The 24,025-nt window shown below is 46.8% G+C and carries 20 protein-coding genes and 1 pseudogene; 3 read left to right on the top strand and 18 right to left on the bottom strand.

Features of this window, described 5'->3' with window-relative positions:
- Positions 1-13: 13 nt before the first annotated feature.
- Positions 14-187: a 30S ribosomal protein S21 gene (gene rpsU, locus B3S86_RS02475; RefSeq protein ID WP_012369719.1), complete on the bottom strand. Its 174-nt coding sequence runs from the start codon at positions 185-187 to the stop codon at positions 14-16.
- A 312-nt stretch (positions 188-499) separates the two neighbouring features.
- On the opposite strand from rpsU, the gene B3S86_RS02470 reads away from it, so the two are divergent.
- Complete coding sequence (locus B3S86_RS02470; protein ID WP_290748805.1) at positions 500-1,753, top strand: dicarboxylate/amino acid:cation symporter; 1,254 nt, start codon at positions 500-502, stop codon at positions 1,751-1,753.
- A 67-nt stretch (positions 1,754-1,820) separates the two neighbouring features.
- On the opposite strand, the gene pulA is transcribed toward B3S86_RS02470, so the two are convergent.
- The 13 genes and pseudogenes from pulA to B3S86_RS02405 form a co-directional block, all read right to left on the bottom strand.
- Positions 1,821-4,733: a type I pullulanase gene (gene pulA / locus B3S86_RS02465; RefSeq protein WP_290748802.1), complete on the bottom strand. Its 2,913-nt coding sequence runs from the start codon at positions 4,731-4,733 to the stop codon at positions 1,821-1,823.
- A gap of 178 nt (positions 4,734-4,911) precedes the next feature.
- Entirely contained in the window at positions 4,912-5,838 is a 927-nt protein-coding gene (locus B3S86_RS02460; protein WP_290748800.1) for an LCP family protein, read from the bottom strand.
- Between the two features lie 13 nt (positions 5,839-5,851).
- Positions 5,852-7,024: a DHHW family protein gene (locus B3S86_RS02455; RefSeq protein WP_290748798.1), complete on the bottom strand. Its 1,173-nt coding sequence runs from the start codon at positions 7,022-7,024 to the stop codon at positions 5,852-5,854.
- A gap of 15 nt (positions 7,025-7,039) precedes the next feature.
- Complete coding sequence (locus tag B3S86_RS02450) at positions 7,040-8,428, bottom strand: MBOAT family O-acyltransferase (protein ID WP_290748795.1); 1,389 nt, start codon at positions 8,426-8,428, stop codon at positions 7,040-7,042.
- On the bottom strand, positions 8,418-8,903 hold the full coding sequence (locus B3S86_RS02445) for a hypothetical protein (RefSeq protein WP_035409236.1): 486 nt from the start codon (positions 8,901-8,903) through the stop codon (positions 8,418-8,420). The genes B3S86_RS02450 and B3S86_RS02445 overlap by 11 nt, the downstream gene beginning before the upstream one ends.
- Positions 8,900-10,000 (bottom strand): non-hydrolyzing UDP-N-acetylglucosamine 2-epimerase, encoded by a 1,101-nt coding sequence (wecB, locus tag B3S86_RS02440; protein ID WP_035409238.1) that lies wholly within the window; start codon positions 9,998-10,000, stop codon positions 8,900-8,902. The genes B3S86_RS02445 and wecB overlap by 4 nt, the downstream gene beginning before the upstream one ends.
- A gap of 112 nt (positions 10,001-10,112) precedes the next feature.
- Positions 10,113-10,853, bottom strand: a pseudogene (tagH, locus tag B3S86_RS02435) (teichoic acids export ABC transporter ATP-binding subunit TagH); the annotation flags it as partial.
- 11 nt (positions 10,854-10,864) lie between these two features.
- Positions 10,865-11,665, bottom strand: a complete 801-nt coding sequence (locus B3S86_RS02430; protein WP_035409242.1) for an ABC transporter permease — start codon at positions 11,663-11,665, stop codon at positions 10,865-10,867.
- Positions 11,662-12,954, bottom strand: a complete 1,293-nt coding sequence (locus B3S86_RS02425) for a nucleotide sugar dehydrogenase (protein ID WP_035409245.1) — start codon at positions 12,952-12,954, stop codon at positions 11,662-11,664. Before B3S86_RS02425 ends, B3S86_RS02430 begins: the two co-directional genes overlap by 4 nt.
- 278 nt (positions 12,955-13,232) lie before the next feature.
- Positions 13,233-14,486, bottom strand: a complete 1,254-nt coding sequence (locus B3S86_RS02420; RefSeq protein WP_290748788.1) for a glycosyltransferase — start codon at positions 14,484-14,486, stop codon at positions 13,233-13,235.
- Positions 14,483-15,799, bottom strand: a complete 1,317-nt coding sequence (locus B3S86_RS02415; RefSeq protein WP_290748785.1) for a glycosyltransferase family 4 protein — start codon at positions 15,797-15,799, stop codon at positions 14,483-14,485. Before B3S86_RS02415 ends, B3S86_RS02420 begins: the two co-directional genes overlap by 4 nt.
- Complete coding sequence (locus B3S86_RS02410) at positions 15,694-16,698, bottom strand: class I SAM-dependent methyltransferase (RefSeq protein WP_035409251.1); 1,005 nt, start codon at positions 16,696-16,698, stop codon at positions 15,694-15,696. The genes B3S86_RS02415 and B3S86_RS02410 overlap by 106 nt, the downstream gene beginning before the upstream one ends.
- Complete coding sequence (locus tag B3S86_RS02405) at positions 16,695-19,319, bottom strand: glycosyltransferase (RefSeq protein ID WP_290748779.1); 2,625 nt, start codon at positions 19,317-19,319, stop codon at positions 16,695-16,697. Before B3S86_RS02405 ends, B3S86_RS02410 begins: the two co-directional genes overlap by 4 nt.
- A 287-nt stretch (positions 19,320-19,606) precedes the next feature.
- Between B3S86_RS02405 and B3S86_RS02400 the strand changes: the two genes are divergently transcribed.
- Positions 19,607-19,771 (top strand): hypothetical protein, encoded by a 165-nt coding sequence (locus B3S86_RS02400; RefSeq protein ID WP_197026223.1) that lies wholly within the window; start codon positions 19,607-19,609, stop codon positions 19,769-19,771.
- Between the two features lie 55 nt (positions 19,772-19,826).
- Here B3S86_RS02400 and B3S86_RS02395 read toward each other — a convergent pair whose 3' ends face one another.
- Positions 19,827-20,822, bottom strand: a complete 996-nt coding sequence (locus B3S86_RS02395; RefSeq protein WP_290748774.1) for an NADP-dependent oxidoreductase — start codon at positions 20,820-20,822, stop codon at positions 19,827-19,829.
- Between the two features lie 187 nt (positions 20,823-21,009).
- On the opposite strand from B3S86_RS02395, the gene B3S86_RS02390 reads away from it, so the two are divergent.
- The gene (locus B3S86_RS02390) at positions 21,010-22,068 is read left to right on the top strand and encodes a PTS transporter subunit IIC (RefSeq protein WP_290748772.1); all 1,059 of its coding nucleotides are present in this window, start codon (positions 21,010-21,012) and stop codon (positions 22,066-22,068) included.
- 86 nt (positions 22,069-22,154) lie between these two features.
- On the opposite strand, the gene B3S86_RS02385 is transcribed toward B3S86_RS02390, so the two are convergent.
- The 3 genes from B3S86_RS02385 to B3S86_RS02375 form a co-directional block, all read right to left on the bottom strand.
- Positions 22,155-22,787, bottom strand: a complete 633-nt coding sequence (locus B3S86_RS02385; RefSeq protein ID WP_035409257.1) for an HAD family hydrolase — start codon at positions 22,785-22,787, stop codon at positions 22,155-22,157.
- Between the two features lie 13 nt (positions 22,788-22,800).
- Entirely contained in the window at positions 22,801-23,364 is a 564-nt protein-coding gene (locus B3S86_RS02380; RefSeq protein WP_035409260.1) for a DedA family protein, read from the bottom strand.
- A gap of 130 nt (positions 23,365-23,494) precedes the next feature.
- The gene (locus B3S86_RS02375) at positions 23,495-23,929 is read right to left on the bottom strand and encodes a YkvA family protein (protein WP_035409261.1); all 435 of its coding nucleotides are present in this window, start codon (positions 23,927-23,929) and stop codon (positions 23,495-23,497) included.
- Positions 23,930-24,025 lie beyond the last annotated feature (96 nt).

The raw sequence follows: 24,025 nt of genomic DNA, 5'->3' as shown, positions 1-24,025 counted from the left end.
ACCCTCTCTAACGTTAGAACTTCTTACGCTTACGCGCAGCCTCCGATTTAAGCTTACGTTTTACACTTGGCTTTTCGTAGTGTTTACGTTTACGAACTTCTGCAAGCGTACCATCTTTTGAAACACCACGTTTGAAGCGACGAAGTGCGTCTTCAAGTGATTCATTTTTACGTACACGAGTTTCCACTAGTTTTCCCTCCCTCCGATATTACCGACTAAAGGAAACGTGTCAGACACGTCATACAACATTATAGTAGGAATATACAATTTGGTCAACAGTTGATTCAAGCGACTTTTCTGTACCCTACGCTGTTCCTTTTTGTTCTTTTCTATCCTCTCATGCTTGCATCCGTTTGACAACAAAATCTGATCATTCCTGCATCAAAATTCAGAAACTTTTTTGTAAGCGTTATCATCATTTTTTAAAATGTTTTGTCAAAAAGGGTGATGATATGTCAAAATATAGACAATTATCAAACAAAGGAGTGTGACATCACGTATGAAAGAAGCAAAACGTATCATTTTCGGACTTATCCTCGGATTGATTCTCGGAATCGTCCTCGCTGCATTGCCCGATAAGTCGATTTATGAGGGATTGAATAAATATGCTCTACAACCGATCGGGACGATATTCTTGAACCTGATCAAGATGCTCGTCGTACCGATCGTCTTCTTCTCGATCACCCTCGGCGTCATGGGACTCGGTAATCCAAAAGAATTGGGTCGTGTTGGCGGAAAAGCGATCACTTACTTCATGACGACGACGGCTGTCGCGATCGTCATCGCTCTCGGTTTGTCATTATTGATTAAACCGGGTACGTTCGGTAACTTCGAGACGCAAGGTCTTGAATACGATAACGGAAATCTACCAGATACGAGCTTGATCAATACAATCGTCGGTATGTTCCCGACGAACCCGATCACATCGATGGCGGAAGGCAACATGCTACAAATCATCGTTTTCAGTGTGTTCGTCGGTTTTGGAATCACGTTCCTTGGTAAAAAAGTTTCGACGTTACGGACATTCGTCGAACAAGGGAACGAATTGATGACGTACTTGATCACGCTCGTCATGAAGATGGCCCCGCTCGGTGCGTTCGCTTTGATTGCATCGGCAGTTGGCTCACAAGGATGGTCTTCAATTAAAGCCATGTTCTTCTACATGTTAGTTGTCGTTTTATCTTTAATTATCCATTCTTTATTGACGTACGGTTCAACCGTCTCACTTCTTGGGAAGATGAATCCGTTCTTCTTCTTTAAAAAGTTCGCACCTGTCATGTTATTTGCTTTCTCGACGTCTTCGTCGAACGCAACACTTCCTGTCGCGATGCAAACGGCTCAAAAAGAGCTGAAAGTTCCACGCTCCGTCTCAAGTTTCGTCCAACCGCTCGGTGCGACGATCAACATGGACGGTACGGCGATCATGCAAGGAGTTGCGACTGTTTTCATCGCGCAAGTCTATGCGGTTGATTTAACACCTGGGCAACTTGCGACGGTCGTTCTGACAGCTGTTCTCGCATCGGTCGGAACAGCTGGTGTTCCGGGTGTCGGTCTCGTCATGCTAACGATGGTTCTTCAGTCGGTCAATTTACCCGTAGAAGGGATCGCTTTGATCATCGGTGTCGATCGTCTTCTGGATATGATGCGTACAGCCGTCAATATCACGGGTGACGCAGCATGTGCCGTCATCGTCTCGAAATCAGAAGAAGGTAACCTCAAAGAAGGCGAAGAAACCGATGAACGCTATGCGTAATCGTATGTCTCTTACTCCAAGAAAGGACGTTCCGCAGTTTGCGGAACGTCCTTTGTCGTTTGTTTGATTATTTTGCTAAGACGAACGAGCTGAGTCCCTCAACACGAACCGTACCTGAAACAGTGCGGATCGTTTTTGTTCCTGCTTGTTTACCATCTACGAGAAGCTTCCATTTCCCTTTCGGTAGCTTCATGTCAACTACTGTTCGATTTGCATTGTGAATGACATATAAATCGTTCTTCTGTTGTGGAGCGTCGTCATCTAGTCGATACGCAATGACTTGTGCCGGTGCTGCTTCAAACGTCAAGTAACGACGGATATCTTTAGCTGTTGCTAAGTGAAGTGCAGGGTTCTTCTTGCGTAATTCGATTAATCCTGTCATATAATCGACGTCTTGTTGACGATCCATCTTCCGTTTCCAATCGAGCTGGTTGACAGAGTCCGGTGATTTATATGAGTTATGATCGCCACCTTTTGTCCGCATGAAGTCCTGACCTGCATGGATGAACGTCGTTCCTTGTGACGTCAGCAAAATACTTGAAGCTAGACGGTGCATCTTCGTCTTCGTTGCGTCATTGTCTTGTGGATTCGTCAGGTTCAACTTATCCCAGAGGGTATGGTTATCATGTGCTTCAACGTACGTGATCGCTTGATCTGGTTCTTGCGTAAATCCTTGAATGTCTTTATCGTAAGCAATCTCGCCGACGATACCACGTTTGATACGTGTCTCAAGACCCGCTTTCCCGTTGATGAATCCAGCATCCGTGTCTTCAAAGACACTACCTTTGAGCGCATCGCGCAGGTTGTCGTTGAAATGTCCGATTCCCGGCATTTGTTTTGTGTTCGTTTGGTTTGCTTTCTCTGAATCTGGAAGAGGAGTTCCGAGGCTCCACCCTTCTCCGAACACTAGAATCGACGGATCAATTCGCTTCGTCGCCTCTTTGACAGCGTTCATCGTCTTGACGTCGTGAATGCCCATCAAGTCGAAGCGGAAGCCATCCCAGTGGTATTCCTTCGCCCAGTACGAGACAGAATCAACGATTAGTTTATGCATCATCTGACGCTCAGACGCTGTATCGTTCCCGACACCCGTTCCGTTCGCTAAGTCGCCGCCTTCTGTATAACGGTAGTAGTAACCAGGGACGATCTTATCAAGATTTGATGCTTTGGCGTCGAACATGTGGTTGTAGACGACATCCATGACGGCACGAAGACCATTGTCATGTAATCCTTGGATCATCTGCTTCATTTCCGTGATCCGGACTTTTGGATCATATGGATTTGTCGCATACGATCCTTCTGGTGCATTGTAGTTTTTCGGATCATAACCCCAGTTGTATGATTTAAGCGGATTCGTCTCATCGACGGACGCTGTATTGAAATCATAAACAGGAATGAACTGGACGTGCGTGATGCCAAGTTCCTTTAAGTGATCGAGTCCCGTCTTTGTCTTCGTTTTTTTGCCATCCTTCGTTAAACGTGTACCTGGCTCAATGACGCCAAGATATTTTCCTTTTTGTTTGATACCTGAATCGTAACCTGAATTCGTCACATCAAACATCGATAGATCACGGACGTGGGATTCATAAATGATCGCGTCTGTTGCGTGACGAAGTGGCATTTTCCCATTCGTCCAGCGTTTTGGATCCGTCTCGCGTAAATCAACGACGACACCTTGGTCTCCGTTAACAGCGACCGCTGTCGCATACGGATCAACGGCACGCGTCGATTCTTTTGCGTGTTTGACTTCATATGTGTAACCGACACCGTCAAGATCACCCTTGACCGTCACTTGATAGACACCACGATCCGTCCGTTTCATCTGGATTTCACGCGTGATATCTTTTGTCGTAGCTGCTTGTTGTTTCGGTAAACGATATAACTCGAGTTCAACGGCTTGCGCTGTCGGCGCCCAGACCTTGAATGTCGTCTTCGATTTCTGATAGTCGACGCCGAGCTTACCACCATAGGCATACTTTTGATCGAATGCTTTCGAACGCAGTACCTTCCCTGCTTCAAGAACTGCTTCTCCAAAAACAGGATGCGTCACGCGGACGACTTTTGCTAAATCGATATCAGAAGCGACTTCGACTTTCGCCGTCTTGGCATCGATCGCTGATACGACTGGATTCGTCACACCTTCGAACGTAAATGCCTTTAAGTCTTCTGCCGTCATCGGTGTATTCGTTTTAAGCGTCATCGTCCGGAAGTCATCAGCCAAAAAGCTCGTGATTTTTGGCGTCCGATCAATTTCCGGTTTGCTGTAGTACACTGTCTGGTCCCCTTCGATCAACCAGATGTCCTTCGCACCTGCATAAAAGAAACGATCGGCTCCGTCTTTTTCCGACCAGCCCTCAAGATGAGGAATGACGCCTGCAAGACGTGCTTTCGTTGGGTTATCAAGCGTTATTTTGGCAATGGCACCGAACTCATCCTGCTGATCGAATTCGAATCGTTTGCCATCTTGCGCTTCCGGCCAAGACCAGACGCCGTATTTATCATAATCATTGTCATACCGATAATAGTGGATATTCGTGTCGATTTTTTCGACGTCTGCTCCATTAGTCGGATTGACCGTCGAGATATCCTTGCTTCCCGACTCGATCCAGATTTCAGCAACTCCGTTTTTAATCATATCTTTCGTGATGAAACGATCGTTCTCAGATCCCCCATCCTTGTTCCAGTTATCATCTCGCACGATGAAGCCGACTTTTTCCGGCTGATCGACTGGAAATTCATAGGCTGCGATTTTTCCGTAAGTATCTTCACCATTAAAGGCATGTGCTTTATTCGGAAAATAATCCGGACCATTTGTCCATAACCACAGGTTCCAATCCTTCGTGGCATTCGGGTCTTCCTTGTAGTGAATGATGACCAATGTAGACTTTCCTTTTTCCAGTGCTTGACCGGATAAAGACAGTCCACTAAATATTAGTGCAAACGTTAGCGCAACGATACAAACGGATCTTATGCGTTTCATACGATAGCCATCTCCTTTGTTATGTAATCGTTTTCATTTTGCATCCGTTTACAAGTCCTGTCAAAGCCTATTTGATGATTCGAACAGAAAATAAGACTTTTGAACCAAAGTGATTCGGTTGGATGGAAAACAACAAAAAAAGAACCGTCCGTGTGGTAGACAGTCCTTTTTACCGGGTTTAAGAAGACGCGAGGATGGCATGAATCTTGGCTTTCGTTTGTCTCATGGATTCATCCGATGCAAAGAAGTACCATACCCCATCGTTTGCGATATAGCCTTCTCCGTCTAGCTTTAATGGTTTCAGCTGCTTGAATCCCGGCTGATTTTCTTGAGCAAGTTGTGCCGCCACGTCAAAACCGATGTTCGTCGCGAAATTATGCTTCATGACATTCGTGATTTCTTCCATCTTGGTCAGTAAACGAGGTCCAGCCAGTTTAGCACCGACGGCTTCTAAAACTTGACGTTGCCGAATCTGTCTGCCCATATCGCCGAGTGGATCTTGTTTTCGCATACGTGCGTAACCACTTGCTTCTAGACCAGTTAAATGAATCTTTCCTTTTTTATACTCCTTTTGTAAACGACGGTCGTTCCAGCTGAAGGCGGATGGATTATCCACTGTGACACCGCCAACAGCATCAACCAATTCAATCAACCCATCCATATTGATCTTAGCGTAATATGGGATATCGACATCAAACGTTTGTTCCACCGTCTCGACCGTCTCCTTCACACCACCATAGGCATACGTATGATTGATTTTCGTCTTCTCACCTGTCGGTATCGTAACTTGCATGTCGCGTGGAATGGACAACGAAGTCGCTTGCTTCGTTTTCGGGTTAAACGAGAGCAACATGATGGCATCTGCCCGTCCCTTATCATTCTTTCGCTCGTCGACGCCAATCAAGAGGACATTGACTGGCTTCATCGATGCGAGTGGCTTTGCTTTTTCCCCACCCAACGGTTGTAAAAAGGAATGCGCCGTCTGTTGGATTTTTAAAAATGCCAGTCCCGTCGAAGCGCTAGCAATCAAGACGATCACGAGCAGAAGCGCACTGATGACGCGCCAGAGGATCGGAGGTCTTCGTTTATCGATGCGTGATTTCATACTCTGTTCTCCTTCACAATTTGTCCTCGTACGTCTTCATCAAACCGGCAATGTTCGAGTTGTGCAGAAACAGCACCGAATCGATCTGCTTTTGTTTGGCAAATCGGGAAACATCAAATGATTTTGGAACGTATCGAATATCCACGACTTCTAAGTTGGCACTTTTCGCAAGCAATGGTAACACAGGATTTGCAAACGAATCCTTTAAAACCAAAATCGTCGGGCGATTTCGATTCGCCGCTGACTTCATTGACATGATGTCGTGGTTTCCGCGAAGAAATACTTCATATCGATCGACATAATCACCTTCTTGTTTGACGAATGATTCATCAATGACAGGACGTCCACATTTCCCTTCATAACAAACATCAATGCCGTTGAAGAACGCAGGAGCATAATAATCTAGACGGTCACCGGACGCCGCATAGGAGAGCGTCGTTTTTCGTGCTAATGATCCATAGTAGGCGTGTTGATCTTCCTTCTGCCACTTCGTCTCAGGTAAAGTCGTTGACAGTCCCATTCTTTTCGTGATGACTTGGTAAGCTTCTGTTGCACCGTCGATGTTCCAGTGATGATCTGTTTTGAAGTAGTCACTTAACTTCAATCCTTGCAAAGAAAGATTGGTCATCCCCGCCGCTTGAAAGTCTCGTACCATTTTTTCATAGCGCTCGTTTGCATTGGAAGCGACATAAGACGGAATTAGTTTGTCCCGTTCTGCGATGACGGTTTTAGACGGTGCTAACGCCATATAGACCGGACGATCGACTTCTCCAACGAATTGTTTGAAGGCTTGCGGAATTTTTACGTTTCCTGATGCACTCGGTTCAATCATATAATCATTGTTTGCCGTATAAATGCCATTACGAAACGGCTGTCGAAAGACATCTTTTGATAAAAGCGCCTGTATCTCGACGAACGTTCCTCGCAACAGTAATTGATCCGTGAAATAGGTCTCCATTTTGAGCATATCCTTGCCCGTCGCGATTCCCTCGACGGTGGGCTCAACGGACTGGGCAAGTGTACGATTTTCCAGCTGGGACCGGACACGGTCTTCCCGGACAAGCGTTCCGAGTCCGATCGTCAGTAAGACGAGAATAAAACTGACAGTCGTCACCCACATCATGATTCGCTCGAAAGAAGGTGTCTGATTCGTCTCCTGTTGCGTTTTCATCAATGGCTGCTCCATGGATAGTCCTCCTTTTTAGAACCGGAAATATATGAACGGATTAAACGTGCTCGCAACGAGTGCCGATGTCGCAAGGAACAACATCAACATGGCGTACCCATACTGCATCGTTGTTCCGATCTTCCCGAGAGAGACGACGACACGTTCTCCGAGATACTTCGGAATCGGTGTCGCAGCGATACACGCGACAAGTAGTAGGACTCCGTTCTGAACAAGTTGGTAACTCGCCCGTTCATCCCATAGCACATCCGGTACGAACATTGCTTGAATATACATAACGGCTTCTGGAAACGTCTCTGAGCGGAAAAAGACCCAACCGACGAGCACGAGGATGAGCGTCCAGACTGTCGAGACGACAGGCATACGCTCGAGCCATCTCCCGAGAAATGCCTTCTCGAGCATGATCCAAACTCCGTAATATGCGCCCCACGCGACGAATGTCCAACTCGCACCGTGCCAAAGGCCCGTCAACATCCAGACGATCGCCAGATTTCGATACTGCCGCCACGGCGATACACGGTTTCCCCCTAACGGAATATAAACATAGTCGCGGAACCAAGAACCGAGCGAAATATGCCATCGACGCCAAAATTCTGACACGGATTTTGAAATATATGGGTAGTTGAAGTTCTCCAAGAAATGAAATCCGAACATCAGTGCTAAACCAATTGCCATATCGCTATAGCCCGAAAAATCAAAATAAATCTGTAAGGCATAAGCGATGATTCCAATCCATGCTAGCCCCATCGAAAGGTCTTTCATATTAAAAACAGCGTCTGCGACCTGACCACATCCGTTCGCAAGAATCAATTTTTTTGATAGACCAATCGTAAAGCGGCGAACACCACGTGCAAAATCAGATACCGTCTCTTGACGAGATTCGATCTGACTCGCAATCGTGTTGTAGCGGACAATTGGCCCCGCGACGAGTTGCGGGAAAAACGCGATATAAAGGGCAAGGTCGAGTGGATTCTTTTGCACCGCTTCCTTCCCTTTATAAATGTCGATGACGTAACTCATCGCATGGAATGTATAAAAGGAAATTCCAAGCGGTAAGACGACTTCTGGAACGAACCAACTCAGACCAAACGATTCGTTGACGGAGTGGACGAAAAATCCGCTGTACTTAAACCAACCGAGCAATCCAAGGTTGACGACGATCATGCTGAACATGATCCACTTCACTCCGACACGTTGCCGGTAGAAATCAACGAATAAGGCAAAGAAGTAATTGATCGTGACGCTGAGTAGCATCAGTAAGGCAAAGCGTGGTTCTCCGAATGCATAAAAGAACAGGCTGGCAACTAACAGCCAGCCGTTACGGAATGTCCGAGGCAACACGTAGTACACGAGCAGTACTGTCGGCAAGAACAAAAATAAAAAAATCGTCGAACTAAACAGCATAGGTTGCTTCCTCCTCTGCCTTGACGTATTGCGCGATGGCGAGTTCGCGGAGATGGACCCGGAAGCTCCCTTCGTTTAAAAACTTCCAGGCCATTTTGAAATAAACCGCTCCTGGCACACGCTCCATCTCGAACTGGACGATCGTCTCATTCGTCAACGTCAGATGCTCCGTCTCAGAGACCATCCGCTTCTTTTGCCCATACTGCATCTTGAATACTTGAACGAGACATGGTTCCGCCACTTCAAAACGGCACGTTACCTGAATGATGTCACCTATCAGTTCAGCATCTTTTCGATACAGTTTTGAAGGCGGATGTTGAAAGCCTTGATCGAACAGTTGCAGATACAGTTTGTCAGTCGCTATCGCATCCTGAAAATCAAAACACACCCCCGGCGCTGCATCTTCGAGCAAAATCTTTTCCTGAGTACCGAACGGAAAAAACTGATAGCTCGCGACGGTCAGCTCCTTATTCATACCGGTACCTCACTCATGATCGCATCGACGATTCGTTCTGCTGCCTGTCCATCGCCATACGGATTCGCGGCTTGCGCCATCGATTGATAGAAGATTTCGTCCGTCAATAATTGATGGCTCATCGCATAGATATGCTCTGGATTCGTACCGACCAGTTTCAAGGTTCCTGCTTCGACGCCTTCAGGTCGTTCCGTCGTCTCCCGTAAGACAAGAACGGGAACACCGAGTGAAGGCGCTTCTTCTTGAATCCCGCCTGAATCTGTCAGGATGAAGGAAGCACGAGCTGCCAGGTTGTGGAAATCAAAGACATCAAGCGGCTCAATCAACTGAATCCGTGGATGATGCTCTAGGCGAGCTGCTGCTTCTAGCACGACTGGATTCGGATGGACTGGATAAACGATTTCTATTTCCGGATGATCATTTGCCAACTGTTCAATCGCTTCAAAAATCGTTGCCAGTTGTAAATGGTTCTCACGACGATGAACCGTCAGCAAGACGAGTTTTCGCCCCGACTTCTCAAGTCGTGTCAGAACAGGATGCGTATAGCTAGCAGAAACGGTTGTCTTAAGTGCATCAATGACCGTATTACCCGTTACGATGATTGGTGTCTGTTTGTTCTCAGCACGTAAATTCATCGCCGCTTGTTCGGTTGGAGCAAAATGATAATCCGCCAACACACCTGTCAATTGACGATTCATCTCTTCCGGAAACGGTGCATACTTTTCATATGTCCGCAGTCCTGCTTCGACATGACCGACTGGAATCTGTTGATAGAATGCCGCTAACGAAGCAGCGAACGTCGTCGTCGTATCCCCATGGACAAGAACGAGATCCGGCTGTTCCTTTTCGAGGACACGACGCATCGCATTCAGAATACGTGCCGTCATCTCCTCTAACGTTTGACGCGGACGCATCAAATCCAAGTCATGGTCCGGAGTGATCTGGAACAATTCGAGTACCTGATCAAGCATTTCCCGGTGTTGCGCCGTTACGACGACAATCGGTTCGACGTCTGGGCGGTTTTCAAGTGCTTTTACGACAGGTGCCATCTTAATGGCCTCAGGTCGTGTTCCGAATACGAGCATGACACGTTTCATCTACTTCATCCCCTATCTCATTTCATGACGATCGTTCGATCGTCTCGCCTCTCATCTGTTGCTCAATGTCACCGATTCGACCGGTTCGTTTTTTCGAAACATAGTGAGTGGCTTGCTTTTTGGATAACTGTTTGTACCAATATAAATATTTATTGTATTCCGCGAGTGTTTCATTCGTTGGACCAAATAAACGCACTTCACCGTATTCCAACCAAAGGATCTTCGTACAAAAGCTTTTGACTTGATTCAAAGAATGGCTGACGAAAAAAATCGTTTTTCCTTGATCCCGGAATTCGCGCATCTTATCGAGACACTTCTCCGTAAATGTTTGATCGCCGACAGATAAGGCTTCATCGATGATCAAGATATCCGGATTGATATTGATCGAGATAGCAAAACCGAGACGTGCCCGCATCCCACTCGAATAGGTTTTGACTGGCTGATCGATGAACTCTCCGATATCCGCGAATTCGAGAATTTCCGGTGTGATCTCCTCGATTTGCCGTTTGGTCAGTCCCATCATCAATCCTTTGAGCTCGATGTTATCGCGACCTGTCAGTTGACTGTTCAATCCACTTGAGATGGCAATCAGTGCTGATTTTCCTCCTAGCGTGACACATCCATACGTAGGCGGTGTGACGTTAGCAAGTAAATGGGATAACGTTGATTTCCCACTACCGTTGATGCCTACGACACCCACGATTTCTCCCTCTTCAACAGAGAAGGAGACATTTTTGAGCGCATAAAAGGATTTTCCGCTCACTTTTCCAAAGAGCACTTCCTTTAATTTATCGATTGGACGCTCATAGAGCATGTACCGTTTTGAAACGTTCTCAAACACGACGTGACTCATCGTCTTTCCTCCTATACATAATCAATGAAGTAGCGTCGGAAACGAATATGGACCGCTGCTCCGACGAGCAGGATACCGAGTGTCACACTCCAAAAATAAGCGCCATACCAGATGTGATCCATCAAGTAACCGGTTCCGATCAAGGCGGAGCGGTACCCCTCAATCAAATAGACGAGTGGATTCAACATCAATAGCATCTTAAACAGTGAATGTTCTGGGGGAATCCACATGATCGGCGTTAAATACATCAGCATCCTTATCGCGGATGTCACCATGTTCTGGACGTCTCGGATCATCGTAGCAAGAGCCGACAATAACAACGAGACGGCATAAAGAAAGATGACGCCGGCTGGAACGATATAAAACAGCTCGAGCGTATGCCATCCTGGGAAGTAACCAAATGCACTTCCTAAAACGATCGTCAGGGCAATCATCGCAAGGTGTCGGTAGAATTGAGCCAAAATGACATATGCCGGAATCGTACTCAACGGAAAATGCATTTTAGAGACGAGCGCGACCCGACCGTAGATCGACCGTGATCCACTTGGAATCGTGCTTCCGATGAAGAACCATGCGATCAGTCCACTAACGAGCCAAAAGACGAATGGAATTCCGTCGACAGGATGTCCACCACGGATTCCAAAACCAAAGACGACCCAGTACACCCCGATCTGGAGGAGTGGCGTCATGATCTCCCAAAACCAACCTAAATACTGCATGCTATACTGACTTTTTGTTTCATAGAGTGACAGCCGAAAGATCAGATACAGATGATCTTTCAGCTCCCCTCCAATCGTTCGTAACGCGTTCATATTGCTTTTGCATCCACTTCCGTCACGCGGTGCGTATGCAAGTTACCGAAGTTGAGGACCTTGACCGCATCGAGTTCACGGACAATTCCTTTTGTATCGAAGAGTAACGGTGTCCGCATGTAGTTTGCGAAACGACGTGAATCGAATTGTTTGAACTCATCGTGGTCGACTAAGACGAGTGCTAGATCGGCGTCTTGGATCGCTTCGATTTCATCAACGAGTTCAAAGCGTGTCGAGATGGAATGCTCGACGTGTGGATCACAGACCGCGACATCGAGTCCACGATCGAGCAATTGTTCAATGACTTCGACAGCTGGGCTCTCGCGCATATCGTCAACATTTCCTTTATACGTCACACCGAAGACAGCGATTTTTGGACGAACACGTGAACCGACGAGACGAGCGGCTTGTTCAGCGACGAATTGTGGCATTTGGACGTTCGTTTGTCGTGCCGTATGAATGATGCGTGCAAGTGATGGGACTTTTGCGACGATGAAGTACGGATCGACTGCGAGACAGTGACCACCTACACCCGGTCCTGGATGATGCAAGTTCACACGTGGGTGCATGTTTGCCATCTCGATGACATCTAAGACGTTGATCTCAAGCTGGTGACATACTTGCGTCAATTCATTTGCCAGTGCGATGTTGACATCACGGAACGTATTTTCCATCAATTTCGACATTTCGGCTGTCTTCGCGTCGGTCCGAACGATTTCTCCTTGAACGAATGTTTCATAGACGGCTGCTCCTACCTCTGCACATGCCGGTGTCAATCCTCCAACGATCCGGTTGTTATGAACGAGCTCGTGTAAGATCTGCCCTGGTAACACACGCTCTGGGCAATGAACGACATAGACGTCTTCACCGATCGTAAAGCCGGCTTCTTCAATCAGTGGACGAACATGATCGTCCATAGTGCGTGGCGCGATCGTCGATTCAACGATGACGACGTTTCCTTTTTCAAGGAACGGCAACATGTTGTTGACGGCTGACACGACGTATTTTAAATCACATGATTTATACGTATCGTTCAAGTTCGGCGTCGGGACGGCGATTAAGAAAACATCGGCCCGTTCTGGCGTAAGTGTCGCTCGGAATTTTCCGTTAGCGACGACTCGTTTGATGACATCCTCGAGTCCTGGTTCCTCAATATGAATCGTTCCCGTGTTCAGAAGATTGACGATGTGTGGATCGATGTCGACACCGACGACCTCCGTGCCGTGATCCGCGAACATCGCCGAAGAAGGTAATCCAATATATCCTAGTCCGATTGTGCAAAGTTTCATTTTGTCATTCCTCCATCGAGTTAGTCATACTAGCCAACGAACGGTCTGTGGCTTGGCTGTAACTAGACCATAACGACATTTCCTTTGCTTTCCAATGCTTCTAACCATCTCTTAAACCATTCTTCACAGACCTTACATTTCCAGCGTTTTCTATTGTTTTTGTAAATCTTATGAAGCTTTCACGAATACTTCGTTGCCATTCATATCAAACAAAACGACCCGTCAAGAATCCACCTTCAATCCACGTGGATTTCCCTTCGAGTCGTTGACTATTTTTCTTATTTTGTCCCAGATTCCATGAAAATCGAGTCATAGACAGCAAGAAGTCGGCCTTTTTCTTGCTCCCAGTTGTATTGTCTCCTTGCTACGCTTGCTCGCTCCTGCATCACTCCGCGCAAGCTCTTATCCTTCACTAGACGATTGACCGCCTCGGCGATACTATGCGGTGATTCGACATCGACGATTAATCCAACTCCTTCTGTTTCGACGACACGACGGATTTCTGGTAAGTCGGCCGCGATGACAGGAATCAACGCTGCCATGTATTCGAATAGTTTATTCGAAGAAGCTGAATAATGATTGAAGCAAACGTTCTGGAGGACTTGAAAGCCGACCGTCGCCGCTGCCGTATAGCTTGGTAGTTCAGCAAGCGGAACCTTATCAATGAAGCGGATGCGAGACTTTTCCGATGATTGCGTGGCCAGTTGCATCAGTTTTTCTTTTAATTTTCCATCTCCAACGAAAATCAATGTTCCACGATCGATGAACGGCATCGCTTCAATGAGTCGCTCCAGTCCACGTCCTTCCTGGATCCCGCCTTGATACAACAAAATCGGCTCATCTGGTGCGAGTGCTAACTCTTCGCGTAACGGTCGCGGTTGCGGAATAATCGGTTCGTAAAACGGATAATTGTGCAAGACGGATGGTCGGGTTCCATATAATTTTTGATGATAATCTGCACGCGTGTCATTTTCAACGATCGTCTGGTCGACGAATCGAAGCAACCAGCGTTCTAATTTCCCTTGCATGCTTCCGTATCCTGTCCGATCGGTCTGGACTTCATGCGAGTCATAGACGATTTGTGCACCACGCGCCGCCCCAATCGCTTGTGGTAACGTATTGACATCGTTCGCATGCATGACGTCGTAATTATGCTTCCGGGCAGCACGTGTCATACGAAGAATGCCGAAACTGTTATATAGGGCGTAACGGATGAATCGACTTCGCATGAATAAAAAGAGCACGAGCATCACGGGAATGAGCCATGGCGCAAGAAGCGCACCCATCAATCCGATAGCAAGTGTCCGTTTTTTCCGTTTGCGAAAGAACGGGAGCCACCTTGCAAAAGGTGGCGTCCGGTCGATTCGAATGACGCGAAACCCTGACATCGGGTATTCGACTTCTGGAAGTGTGCCGTCATTTAGACAGTATAGGTCCACGCGGTGTCCTGCTTCGACGAGTGCCGTACATTCACGTAAGACACGGGCGTCATTCGTAAAAGGATTCCAAACAAACATTCCAATGCGCTTCATTCTGCGACCGCCTTTCGTGACTGCGTTTGTTCGATGGCTTCAAACAAGCGCTGTTCATTTTGTTCCCAATCGAAATGGCGTTGGACGTAATCCACACCCGCCCGTCCCATCGTTGCACGTTTCTCTGGATTTCGTGATAACTCGAGAATATGATCGACGATCTCCTCTTTTTTCCGCTGGACAGACACATAACCGGCTCCTGCTTCTTCGATGACATGCGCCGCATGACCGGATACCGCACCGACGATGGCACAGCCCATCGCCATGTAGTCGATGATTTTGCCTGGTGTCACTGTATCGAACGCTGTACTCTCGACGAGTGTCGCAAAGGCGATGTCACTCTTCGCGAGTTGTTTCAACGCATCCCAGCGTGGCATCGCGTCAAGAAACTCGATATTCGTCAATCCACGTTCCTTGACGAGTCGTTCGAACGTTTGTTTGTGATAACCGTAACCGACGACTTGAAAGCTGATATCCTGTTCTTGTTGAAGTTCCTGTGCGACATCGAGTAACAAGAATACATCTTGCGCGAGCCCGATATTCCCTGTATACACGACGCGAACTTGTTCCGATACTTTTCGACGTTTGATTAACCACTCGTTTTCCTCGATCGAGTTCGGGATATAATGAATTTTTTCCGGTGCAATGCCTCGTCCTTCGATATACGATCGAAAACCTTCACTGTTGATGACCAATTGATCCGCCTGTCGATACATCCACTTTTCAAGCCAGTAGAGCGGAGTCAATAAGAGACGCGATTTCGTAATGCCGACGCCAATCAACGATTCTGGCCATAAATCACGCACATCAAGAATCAAAGGAGCCTTTTTGACATGTTTCGCGACGACCCCGACGAGCCCCATGAAGATAGACGGCGTCGTCGCATAGATGTAGGCGTAGGATTTTGGATCATGTCGAACCTCTTTCACCGCAAGTACGAATTGTTCCACGAACAAGCGAAGGCGCCGCCATAAATTATTCGTCGCCCGGACGTCACGCGGTTGGATACGAGTCACATGTGCCGTGTCGAGGCTCGGTTCATCCCAGAACATCGAGTCCGTATAGAGTTCTGCCGTCGGATAAAGCGGTTCTGACGTCAGGACATGAACGTCACTTCCCGCTTGTTCCATCCGCTTGAAGATATTCTTCATTCGGTTTGCCGCACTGCCAATTTCCGGATAGAAATTTTGACAAATCATCAAGACGTTCATCGACGACTCCGGCGCTGTTTGAGTTGACGTCGGAACTTCCAGTAGCGGACGACGATTTTTCCGAGCTTTGAACGCGCGAGTGAGCGGTATTTTGATTTCCATGATGCATTCACCTCCAGCAATTCTAGATTTGACACCAATGACGCTTCGAATCGATCAAGAAGTGCGGCATATTGTTCTTCGAGCATCTTATATTGTTCACGCTGTTCCTGTAGTTGCTGTTCATGACGTAGTGATTCCGCTTGTGCCTGCTCGAATAAATCTGTTTGTTCCGCTAACCGTTGAACTTTTCGTTCTAGAGTCTGTTGCTTGCGCTTTAAGTCAATGATCGTTGCAAGATGCAATCGTTCCACTTCTTCAAAGGCATCCTCGAGCCATTCGACTTCCGTTGGTACAATTGCTCGACCATCTCGTGGTTCAGGATAGACTTGAATCGTGATTCCAAGCCACTTATCAAGCCGCTCGACCGTCTCGATTTTACCGAAGGGCGTCAACTGTTCAAGCAGTCGATTTAAATAATACGTCCGTTTGTGATCCGCATAATCGTTCACTCCAAATGGAACTGTGATGACGAGTCGTCCTTCTGGTGCGATGAACGAGACGGCACGAGCGATGAAGCGTTCCGGCTCCCCGATATGTTCCAATACTTCCGTCATCAAGACTGTGTCGAATTGAATGTCAGGTGTATACGTCATGACATTCGCTTCATGTAACTCCACTTTTTCCTTTACGGATGCCGGTTCCTCAAGCAATGCTTGTTTGGCTTCAGTAATCGCTTCTGGTAAGACATCGATTCCGACGACATGTTTCCCTTCCCGTCCAAGCAAAATCGGAACAACTCCACCGGAACAACCGATATCTAAAATGTGCTCCCCTTTTGCTTGTCGAACGATCCAGTGAACACGCGCGCGCACTTTTTTACCGAATCCCCCCCCTAATTGATCGTAGTAAGCTGCTCGGATTTGATCTTTTGGTCGTGCTGTCTTCATCGATGCCGTCATTTCTGCACCTCCTCAAGTAATAGATGTTGAAGGCGATCTGTCTCCTGACGGTCTGCAAGCTCCATGAATCGACGGATCAACGGGTTCGTCAATGTGATCGGCTCATAGAAACCAATGATTGTGCGCAACAATGCGACACTTGGTGCGAAATCCTTATCACTGCAGTAGCGTAATTTAACGAGATACCAATGCTCGAAGAAATGCTCGAATCGTGTTTCCTTGTATTCCTCAAGCACTCCATAACGAGCGAATTTCTCAGCTCGTGCCCGTTCTCGGACAACACTGCGTTCAAAAAATTTCACCGTCAATGCATTCACGGTCGATCCTGCAACTGCTGCATAATAATAATGGATGACCCGATTGACGAGTAAGACACGATTGGCGCGAAGCATCAATTCCTGGAAAAACAAGGAGTCCTGACCGACTGCACCGACGACCTGTTCCAATTGATGTTCGAGCAAGAAGGTACGACGGACGACGAGTGCTTGAATGCTTTGTACCGCAAAGCGATGTTTCAATAGAAAAGCTTTTGGATCTTCACAAACCGTTCGTCCTTGTTTGCGAATCGTCGGCAAGGCGATGATACTCGTCTTCTCGGCAAGTTTTTTCATATGACCCGCTACAAAATCAAGTGATGGATCGTTCTCTAATTCCTGAAGCAAAAAGGCATAACGATCGCTGAGTACCTCGTTATCTGGATCAAGGAACGTCACATAGTCAGCTCGTGCCATCTCGACTCCCTTGTTGCGAGGACGCGAAGCACTACCACTACCACCTGTCTCGAAGAAATAGGTTCTGACATTGCTATAACGTCGCGCGAGACGTTCTACGGCTTGACGTGCCTCTATGTCCGTCGATCCATCATCTACAAGTAAAATCTCGGACTCCATGAATCGATCCATCCGTGTTAGACTGGCGAAGCATTTATACGTGAGATGTTTCCCATTGTTATAGATGGGAACAACGACCGACAGTTGCGGTGTGTGATCCGTCGGAACTACTGTCTGCTCGTTCCACTCAAATTGATCGAGCAACAGCGTTTTTCCGTTCAATTCACCTGCTTGGAACGCGTCATATCCGATATCTGACCGCCAGATAATCGCACCGTTTCGGCTACCGCTCATCTCATGTAGATGATATGGATGTTGGCTCCCCTTTCGGACAATGCTGGCATCGCTATATTTAAAGCCATTCACGAGGTCCTCTAAATAATATTCACCGTAGGATTCATGCCCATCCATCCAAGCAACGAGATCAGCTTGATCATAGGTTTGCTCCGTCAGTGCATCCGCTGAGACGATTTCGTCTGGTGTGAGACTTTGACGATTGATCACGTCACGAATGACTTCCCCATCCTGAGCGACAACGATTAGTAAACGATGCTTTCGTGTTTCAGGTACTCGTCCAATGAACGCTAGAATCTGATCCATCCGTTCGAAGACTGTATGCTCCGTCATGACGACACGAAGTCCTTCTGCTCGTAAACGTTCGATTTCTTCTTGCGATGTGCGTTCTACGATCGCCGTCGCCTCCTGTGCGTCATGTACGGTGAAGATGTTCGGAAACTCGTTGTTGACGGCGATACTGTAATTCGACAGGATCAAATTACCGAGTGCTTGCGATTCATAGACGCGACGGGCACACATCGTCTTACTATATTTGATGCTATTTAGGTTCAGGACCCAGTCATAACATTTACTGACTTGTTGTAAGGCATCATAAGGAATCGCTGGTGCGACCCGTGATTGATAGCGTTCCGGAAACTGATAGGCTGGTAAGTCGAGATGATAATTCCGGTCCACGATATCGAGTTCGTGCGAAGACTGCATGACCCCATCAAACAACATCTCCGTATCTTTCACACGCTCCGGATATTTCGCCATCCAGCTACCGGCGAATAAAACGCCCTTCTTTCGGCTACGTGTCGCTCCAATCGGATTGTGAATCAATGGATTGACTCCAAACGGCATCGCCATGATTCGATCATGCCCACATAAAACACGATATTCAGGAATCATCGCCTCATCTGAAGTCAGGACATAATTGGCAGCTTGAGCCACGTCTTGAAACCGTTCATGGTTACTCGGGTCTTCCGTCGATTGAAAGACGACTGGAATTCCTTTGGCTTTGACTTCCTGCATCATCGAAAGTAACCGTTGGCGTTTCTTTGAATTTGGTGTGGCGACACCTTTCCAATCATCCCCACGTAATCCTTTCCATGAAGATACGACCAAAAAGAGATCAATCTCGCGCTCGAAAACTTCTTCGAATGTGTTCGCATTGACATAATGGAGATGAACGGCATCTTCATAATAGGCATACATGAATTCCGAGCAGACGATTGCCATCTCGATTGGTCGTTTTTCATAATAACGCGTCGTCGTCCGTACCGGAATATGTGAGACATCCAATTGATCTAGTAATGACGCTTGGCTATTTTGTTGATAACGTGTCGTCGTGTTTTTAGAAGTTCGAACCGTTGGCAGACGCAAGACGTCCAGCTGACGAATTTTTTCGAGTGACTCTTTACTTGCTGTCGTCTCGCTTGTGAGCCGCTTTTTCTCTTCGCGAACCCAGTTTAGTTGTTGCATGATTTGTCGTTTCCATTTTTGATCACTCACACGTAAACACCCTTCCTCTTTTCAACTCTTTTTTAGTCTACGGAAGCAATTCAAAGGCTACTTGAAGGACTTGCAAGGTTTTTGTAAAGACTTAGTGAAGCTTTTTTGGATTTTCCTTACATTCCATTTCAGTCAACCTGTATTTCCTAGGAAATCGACCGGTTTCGCTTTCTTGTCCGTGGAAATCATTTACGCGTTTTCGAAAACGACTCTTATGCACTCTCATTGTTTTGGATTTAAAAAACGGGGAAACATTACTACGTACTGATAAAAGGAGATGACTGGACATGTTAAACGAAAAAAATCATGATTTACCAGATGAAAAGGCAGACGTTGGTCTTCACCCGGACCCTGATCCAGCTGAGACATCAGATCCCGGAATCAAACCTGCGGAAACACAACATCCGGATCCAGATCCAGAAGAACTCAAGCGCGATCAAAAGGATTCATGAATCTCATGCCATAAAAAAGAGGTTGCGGAATAATTCCGCAACCTCTTTTGGCGTATTACTTAACTTTTACTAATAGTTTCCCTGTGTTCGAGCCATCGAATAATCCGAGGAAAGCATCTGGTACACGATCGAAGCCTTCAAAGATCGTCTCTTCATATCGTAATTTCCCTTCACTGACCCATTGACCGAGTTGCTCAGCCGCTTCCTTGAATCGTTTGCCATAATCCCCCACTAAGAAACCTTGCATGCGCGCACGCGCAATGATTAATTTCGATTGAACACGTGGACCGATGTCCTGATGTGCGTTATACCCAGAAATAGCGCCGCAGACCGGTACCCGCGCGAATGGATTAAGCCGATCCAGAACCGCATCGCCGATCTCTCCACCGACATTTTCAAAATAAACATCGATGCCGTCTGGACACGTCCGGTCTAATGCTTTCCGGATGTCTTCCGTTTTGTAGTTGATGACTTCGTCAAAACCAAGATCTGCTTTTAAGTGCTGTAACTTTTCGTCACTTCCTGCAATCCCAACTACTCGTGCACCTTTGATTTTAGCGATTTGACCAACGATCGATCCAACAGCACCTGCTGCTGCCGATACGACAACAGTTTCTCCTGGCTGTGGATTCCCGATATCAAGCAACCCGAAATACGCCGTCATCCCTGTCATTCCGAGAACACCGAGCGCTGTTGAGATTGGAGCGATCTGCTCATCGATTTTACGGACACTTTTCGCATCGACGACTGCTTTCGTTGCCCAATCGAGCATCCCCACGACGACATCACCTGACTTGAACGCCTCACTTTTAGACTCGATGACACGCGCTACGACACCCCCGTGAATCGGTTCATCAATCTCAAACGGTTGCGAATAAGAACGCGTATCGTTCATACGTCCCCGCATATATGGATCGACTGAGATATAGAGTGACTCCAGTGCGACTTGCCCTTCTCGTAAATCTGCTAACTCAAATGATTCATAACGGAATGTTTCCCCTGTTGGTTTTCCGTTTGGTCGTTCCGCTAATACGATACGTTGTTCTGACATGATTCATGACCTCCTCATTCAATATACTTCTTCACTGTAACAATTCCGTTTCTGAAAGACGAATCCTTTGCTCGTTTGGAATTTTCTAACTTTTCCTTGACGTCCTTCTGTTCTTACCGTAAGATAAAACACAATTCATAACTTTTATACTGTTATGCACAAAAGCGTTACATAAGGAGAGGATTTTGTGGATTCATCTATTTTGCGTCAGCCACGTCAATTTGCAGTGCATGTTTTAAACGGTCTCAGTATTGGAATTCTCGTTGCCCTTATTCCAGGAGCCTTACTCGGTGAACTCGCTAAGGCATTATTGCCATACGTTTCTGGTGCCCAACACGTTTTGGACGCAACGACACTCGCGATGCGACTTTTACCAATGGTGATTGGTGTCGCCGTAGCGATGCAATTTAAAGTGACACCGATCGCCACCACATCGATTGGACTCGCGACGGTCGTCGGCTCAGGTGTTGCGACCCGTGCGGATGCGACATTCGTTTTCGTCGGTACAGGTGATGTCATCAATGCTGGTTTGACGGCAGCTATTGCAACAGCAATCGTCTTATTGATTGGTGAACGCTTCAAAACATATACGGTGCTTGTCATGCCAACGATTTTGATTGTCGGTGCCGGTGGAATTGGTGTTCTGACGTATCCGTTCGTCACACGGATCACAACAGCAATAGGACATGTCATCTCAGACTTCACGGCACTTCAACCCGTCTTGATGGGCATTCTAATTGCGGTCGCCTTTTCCGTTCTCATCGTCTCTCCGCTTTCGACGGTCGGCATTGCGACCGCGATCAGTTTATCGGGTGTTGCTGCCGGAGCTGCCAATCTAGGTGTCTGTGCCGCTGGGTTCGGTCTTGCGATTGCCGGTTGGCAAGCGAATTCACGCGGAACGTCGATTGCTCATTTTCTTGGTTCTCCTAAAATCCAGATGGCGAACTTCATTCGTAATCCATTGATGATTCTACCTGTCATGTGTAGTGCCGCTATCCTTGGTGCATTAGCAGGAATGCTCGGTGTTCAAGGTACACCGTTTAGTGCCGGATTTGGAATGTCTGGTTTAATCGGTCCAATCAATGCGCTACACCTGATGTCAGGAGGATGGACGCTCTTCAATATGACATTCGTGCTTGGTCTTTTTATCGTCTTACCCATTATTCTCTGTTTATTGTTCCATCTACTCTTCCGGAAGTTCCGTCCATGGATGAGCGCAGAATCGTACCGACTCGATTTCGAGTAAGTGCATCTTGATTGATATTTTAACCACAAAAAAGCCAAGCCGACCGTCTGAAAAAATCGACGTGTCTAGCTTGGCTTTTTACTTCTTTATTTTTCAATCACTGTTAACAAATCAAGCGGTGTCTCGATGACATGATCTGCCGAATTCCACTCGGATGGCGTACCAAAACCATATTGACATAAGACGACCGGCATATGTTCCTTACGAGCCGCTTCGACATCAGAAGACCGATCTCCAATCATCCAGTAAGATCCTTCTCCAAACTCATCGCGGTGAGCGCGTAAGATATCCGATTTTTCTTTTCCATTGACAGATTCCAAGCATTTCGGACTTGTGAAGAACGAGCGGATTTCCTGACTATCAAGCACAAGGTTTAGATAATGGTTGCCGCAATTACTTGCAGTTGAGACCGTGTGTCCCGCTGAAACAAGAGCTTGCAATAATGATCGAATTCCGTCAAATAATACATTCTGTTCAACCATCGTATCTTCTAAATGACCATGTCTCTTTTTTCGAATTAAACGAATATCCTCTTCTGAGGCTTCCGGAATCGCTTTTCGCCAAAAGGCGCTTCCTGCAAGACCGTAGCTTGCCTGAACACTTTCTTGCGAAGGTTTTGGAAGATGCGGCATGTCCTCCATCGCCCGATGGATTGCTTCTGTCATTTGTTCCGTTGAGTCAATCAATGTACCGTCAATATCGAATAAGATAATTGCCATGTTCCCACTCCTTTTACATCTCTTTTTTTGCTTTTCTCTTTTTCTGAATCAAATAGCCAACCGTAATCAACACGCCTAAACCAATCCAAACTATCGGATGATTGAGGTGATGCAATTTTCGCCATTCATGACCAACAGCTTTCCCGCCCCAAATGAAGAGCGTCGACCAGAGGAAAAAGGAAATCGTCGTCACGACGGTAAACGTCCAGCGTGAAACACCAGTTAGACCGGCACCAATCGCAAATCCGATACGCCACATCGGAGAAAGAAGAAGAATATAGCGTCCTTTCGTCTCCATTTGCGTCTGAAACTGGAGCATTTTTGTTTCCGAAATCCGAAACCATTTGAATAAACGATTCAATAACCGTTCACTCCCGAACTGTCCAATCGTAAAAAAGAGGTTCTGACTAATGACGAAGCTTACTACAGCAAGGAACACCATGAATAGCAGATTCGCCTGTGCCGTATGCACGAGATATCCTGCATACGCGAGCGGTACTTCGCTCGGTATGAATGGAAACATGAGCGTCATCATGATCCCGATATAACCGTATGACTCCATCCAATGATGTCCCACCTTCGTCCCTCCTCTCTCTTTACCAACTATTTCTAGTGTATCGAAATTTCAAGAGGGCGTACAGGAAACGGCTCTTTGTAGACAAAAAAGAGCGACTTCTTGTGTGAAGTCGCTCGGATCATCTATTTGATCAATACGCATCCTCGCTTTGCAATGGTTGCGTACGACGTTTTTGTTGTTCATCTTGCCAGTCGCTGAAACGTGTCAATTCTTCAAAGACTGTTTTCGTGACGAAAAGGATGACCGCGATATCGTCTGCAAATCCAAATCCGAGTACGAAATCAGGTACGAGGTCAATTGGTGACACGAGATAAACCAATGCGCCGATTACTTTTAAGATCGTCGTACGACGAATGTTACGGTATTCACCTGACTGGTACGCGCGAATCATATCGACGAACAACGTCAACGGTGAAAAGACGACGGACAAACGAGAGTTCCCGTTTACCTTTGCAGTTGCTCGTTGTAACAGCGAGTTCGTCTTTTTCGGGCGATCAATATAATCTTTTGCATCTTCGGCATATTGATTTTGTTGTTTTTCTAATTGTTGATTCGAGAATTTCATTCCTATTTTCCCCCATTCTAAAGTAACTTCGACGCTTTTCTATTTCCCTGTTCCTACGGATGATAATCCTGTCAGGTTTCAGGATATGATGGAACG

Origin of the sequence: Exiguobacterium sp. UBA3968, assembly GCF_002385115.1 — a bacterium.
Classification (GTDB): Bacteria; Bacillota; Bacilli; order Exiguobacteriales; family Exiguobacteriaceae; genus Exiguobacterium_A.
This window is presented reverse-complemented; position numbering and strand designations above follow the sequence as displayed.

What these genes read in the sequence shown, in the direction of transcription:
- B3S86_RS02470 (WP_290748805.1), top strand. Translation starts at nt 500, where the DNA reads ATGAAAGAAGCAAAACGTATCATTTTCGGACTTATCCTCGGATTGATT.
- B3S86_RS02450 (WP_290748795.1), bottom strand. Translation starts at nt 8,428, where the DNA reads ATGCTGTTTAGTTCGACGATTTTTTTATTTTTGTTCTTGCCGACAGTA.
- B3S86_RS02415 (WP_290748785.1), bottom strand. Translation starts at nt 15,799, where the DNA reads ATGGAAATCAAAATACCGCTCACTCGCGCGTTCAAAGCTCGGAAAAAT.
- B3S86_RS02455 (WP_290748798.1), bottom strand. Translation starts at nt 7,024, where the DNA reads ATGGAGCAGCCATTGATGAAAACGCAACAGGAGACGAATCAGACACCT.
- B3S86_RS02445 (WP_035409236.1), bottom strand. Translation starts at nt 8,903, where the DNA reads ATGAATAAGGAGCTGACCGTCGCGAGCTATCAGTTTTTTCCGTTCGGT.
- B3S86_RS02375 (WP_035409261.1), bottom strand. Translation starts at nt 23,929, where the DNA reads ATGAAATTCTCGAATCAACAATTAGAAAAACAACAAAATCAATATGCC.
- B3S86_RS02460 (WP_290748800.1), bottom strand. Translation starts at nt 5,838, where the DNA reads ATGAAATCACGCATCGATAAACGAAGACCTCCGATCCTCTGGCGCGTC.
- B3S86_RS02420 (WP_290748788.1), bottom strand. Translation starts at nt 14,486, where the DNA reads ATGAAGCGCATTGGAATGTTTGTTTGGAATCCTTTTACGAATGACGCC.
- B3S86_RS02410 (WP_035409251.1), bottom strand. Translation starts at nt 16,698, where the DNA reads ATGACGGCATCGATGAAGACAGCACGACCAAAAGATCAAATCCGAGCA.
- B3S86_RS02430 (WP_035409242.1), bottom strand. Translation starts at nt 11,665, where the DNA reads ATGAACGCGTTACGAACGATTGGAGGGGAGCTGAAAGATCATCTGTAT.
- B3S86_RS02395 (WP_290748774.1), bottom strand. Translation starts at nt 20,822, where the DNA reads ATGTCAGAACAACGTATCGTATTAGCGGAACGACCAAACGGAAAACCA.
- wecB (WP_035409238.1), bottom strand. Translation starts at nt 10,000, where the DNA reads ATGAAACGTGTCATGCTCGTATTCGGAACACGACCTGAGGCCATTAAG.
- B3S86_RS02400 (WP_197026223.1), top strand. Translation starts at nt 19,607, where the DNA reads ATGTTAAACGAAAAAAATCATGATTTACCAGATGAAAAGGCAGACGTT.
- B3S86_RS02385 (WP_035409257.1), bottom strand. Translation starts at nt 22,787, where the DNA reads ATGGCAATTATCTTATTCGATATTGACGGTACATTGATTGACTCAACG.
- B3S86_RS02425 (WP_035409245.1), bottom strand. Translation starts at nt 12,954, where the DNA reads ATGAAACTTTGCACAATCGGACTAGGATATATTGGATTACCTTCTTCG.
- pulA (WP_290748802.1), bottom strand. Translation starts at nt 4,733, where the DNA reads ATGAAACGCATAAGATCCGTTTGTATCGTTGCGCTAACGTTTGCACTA.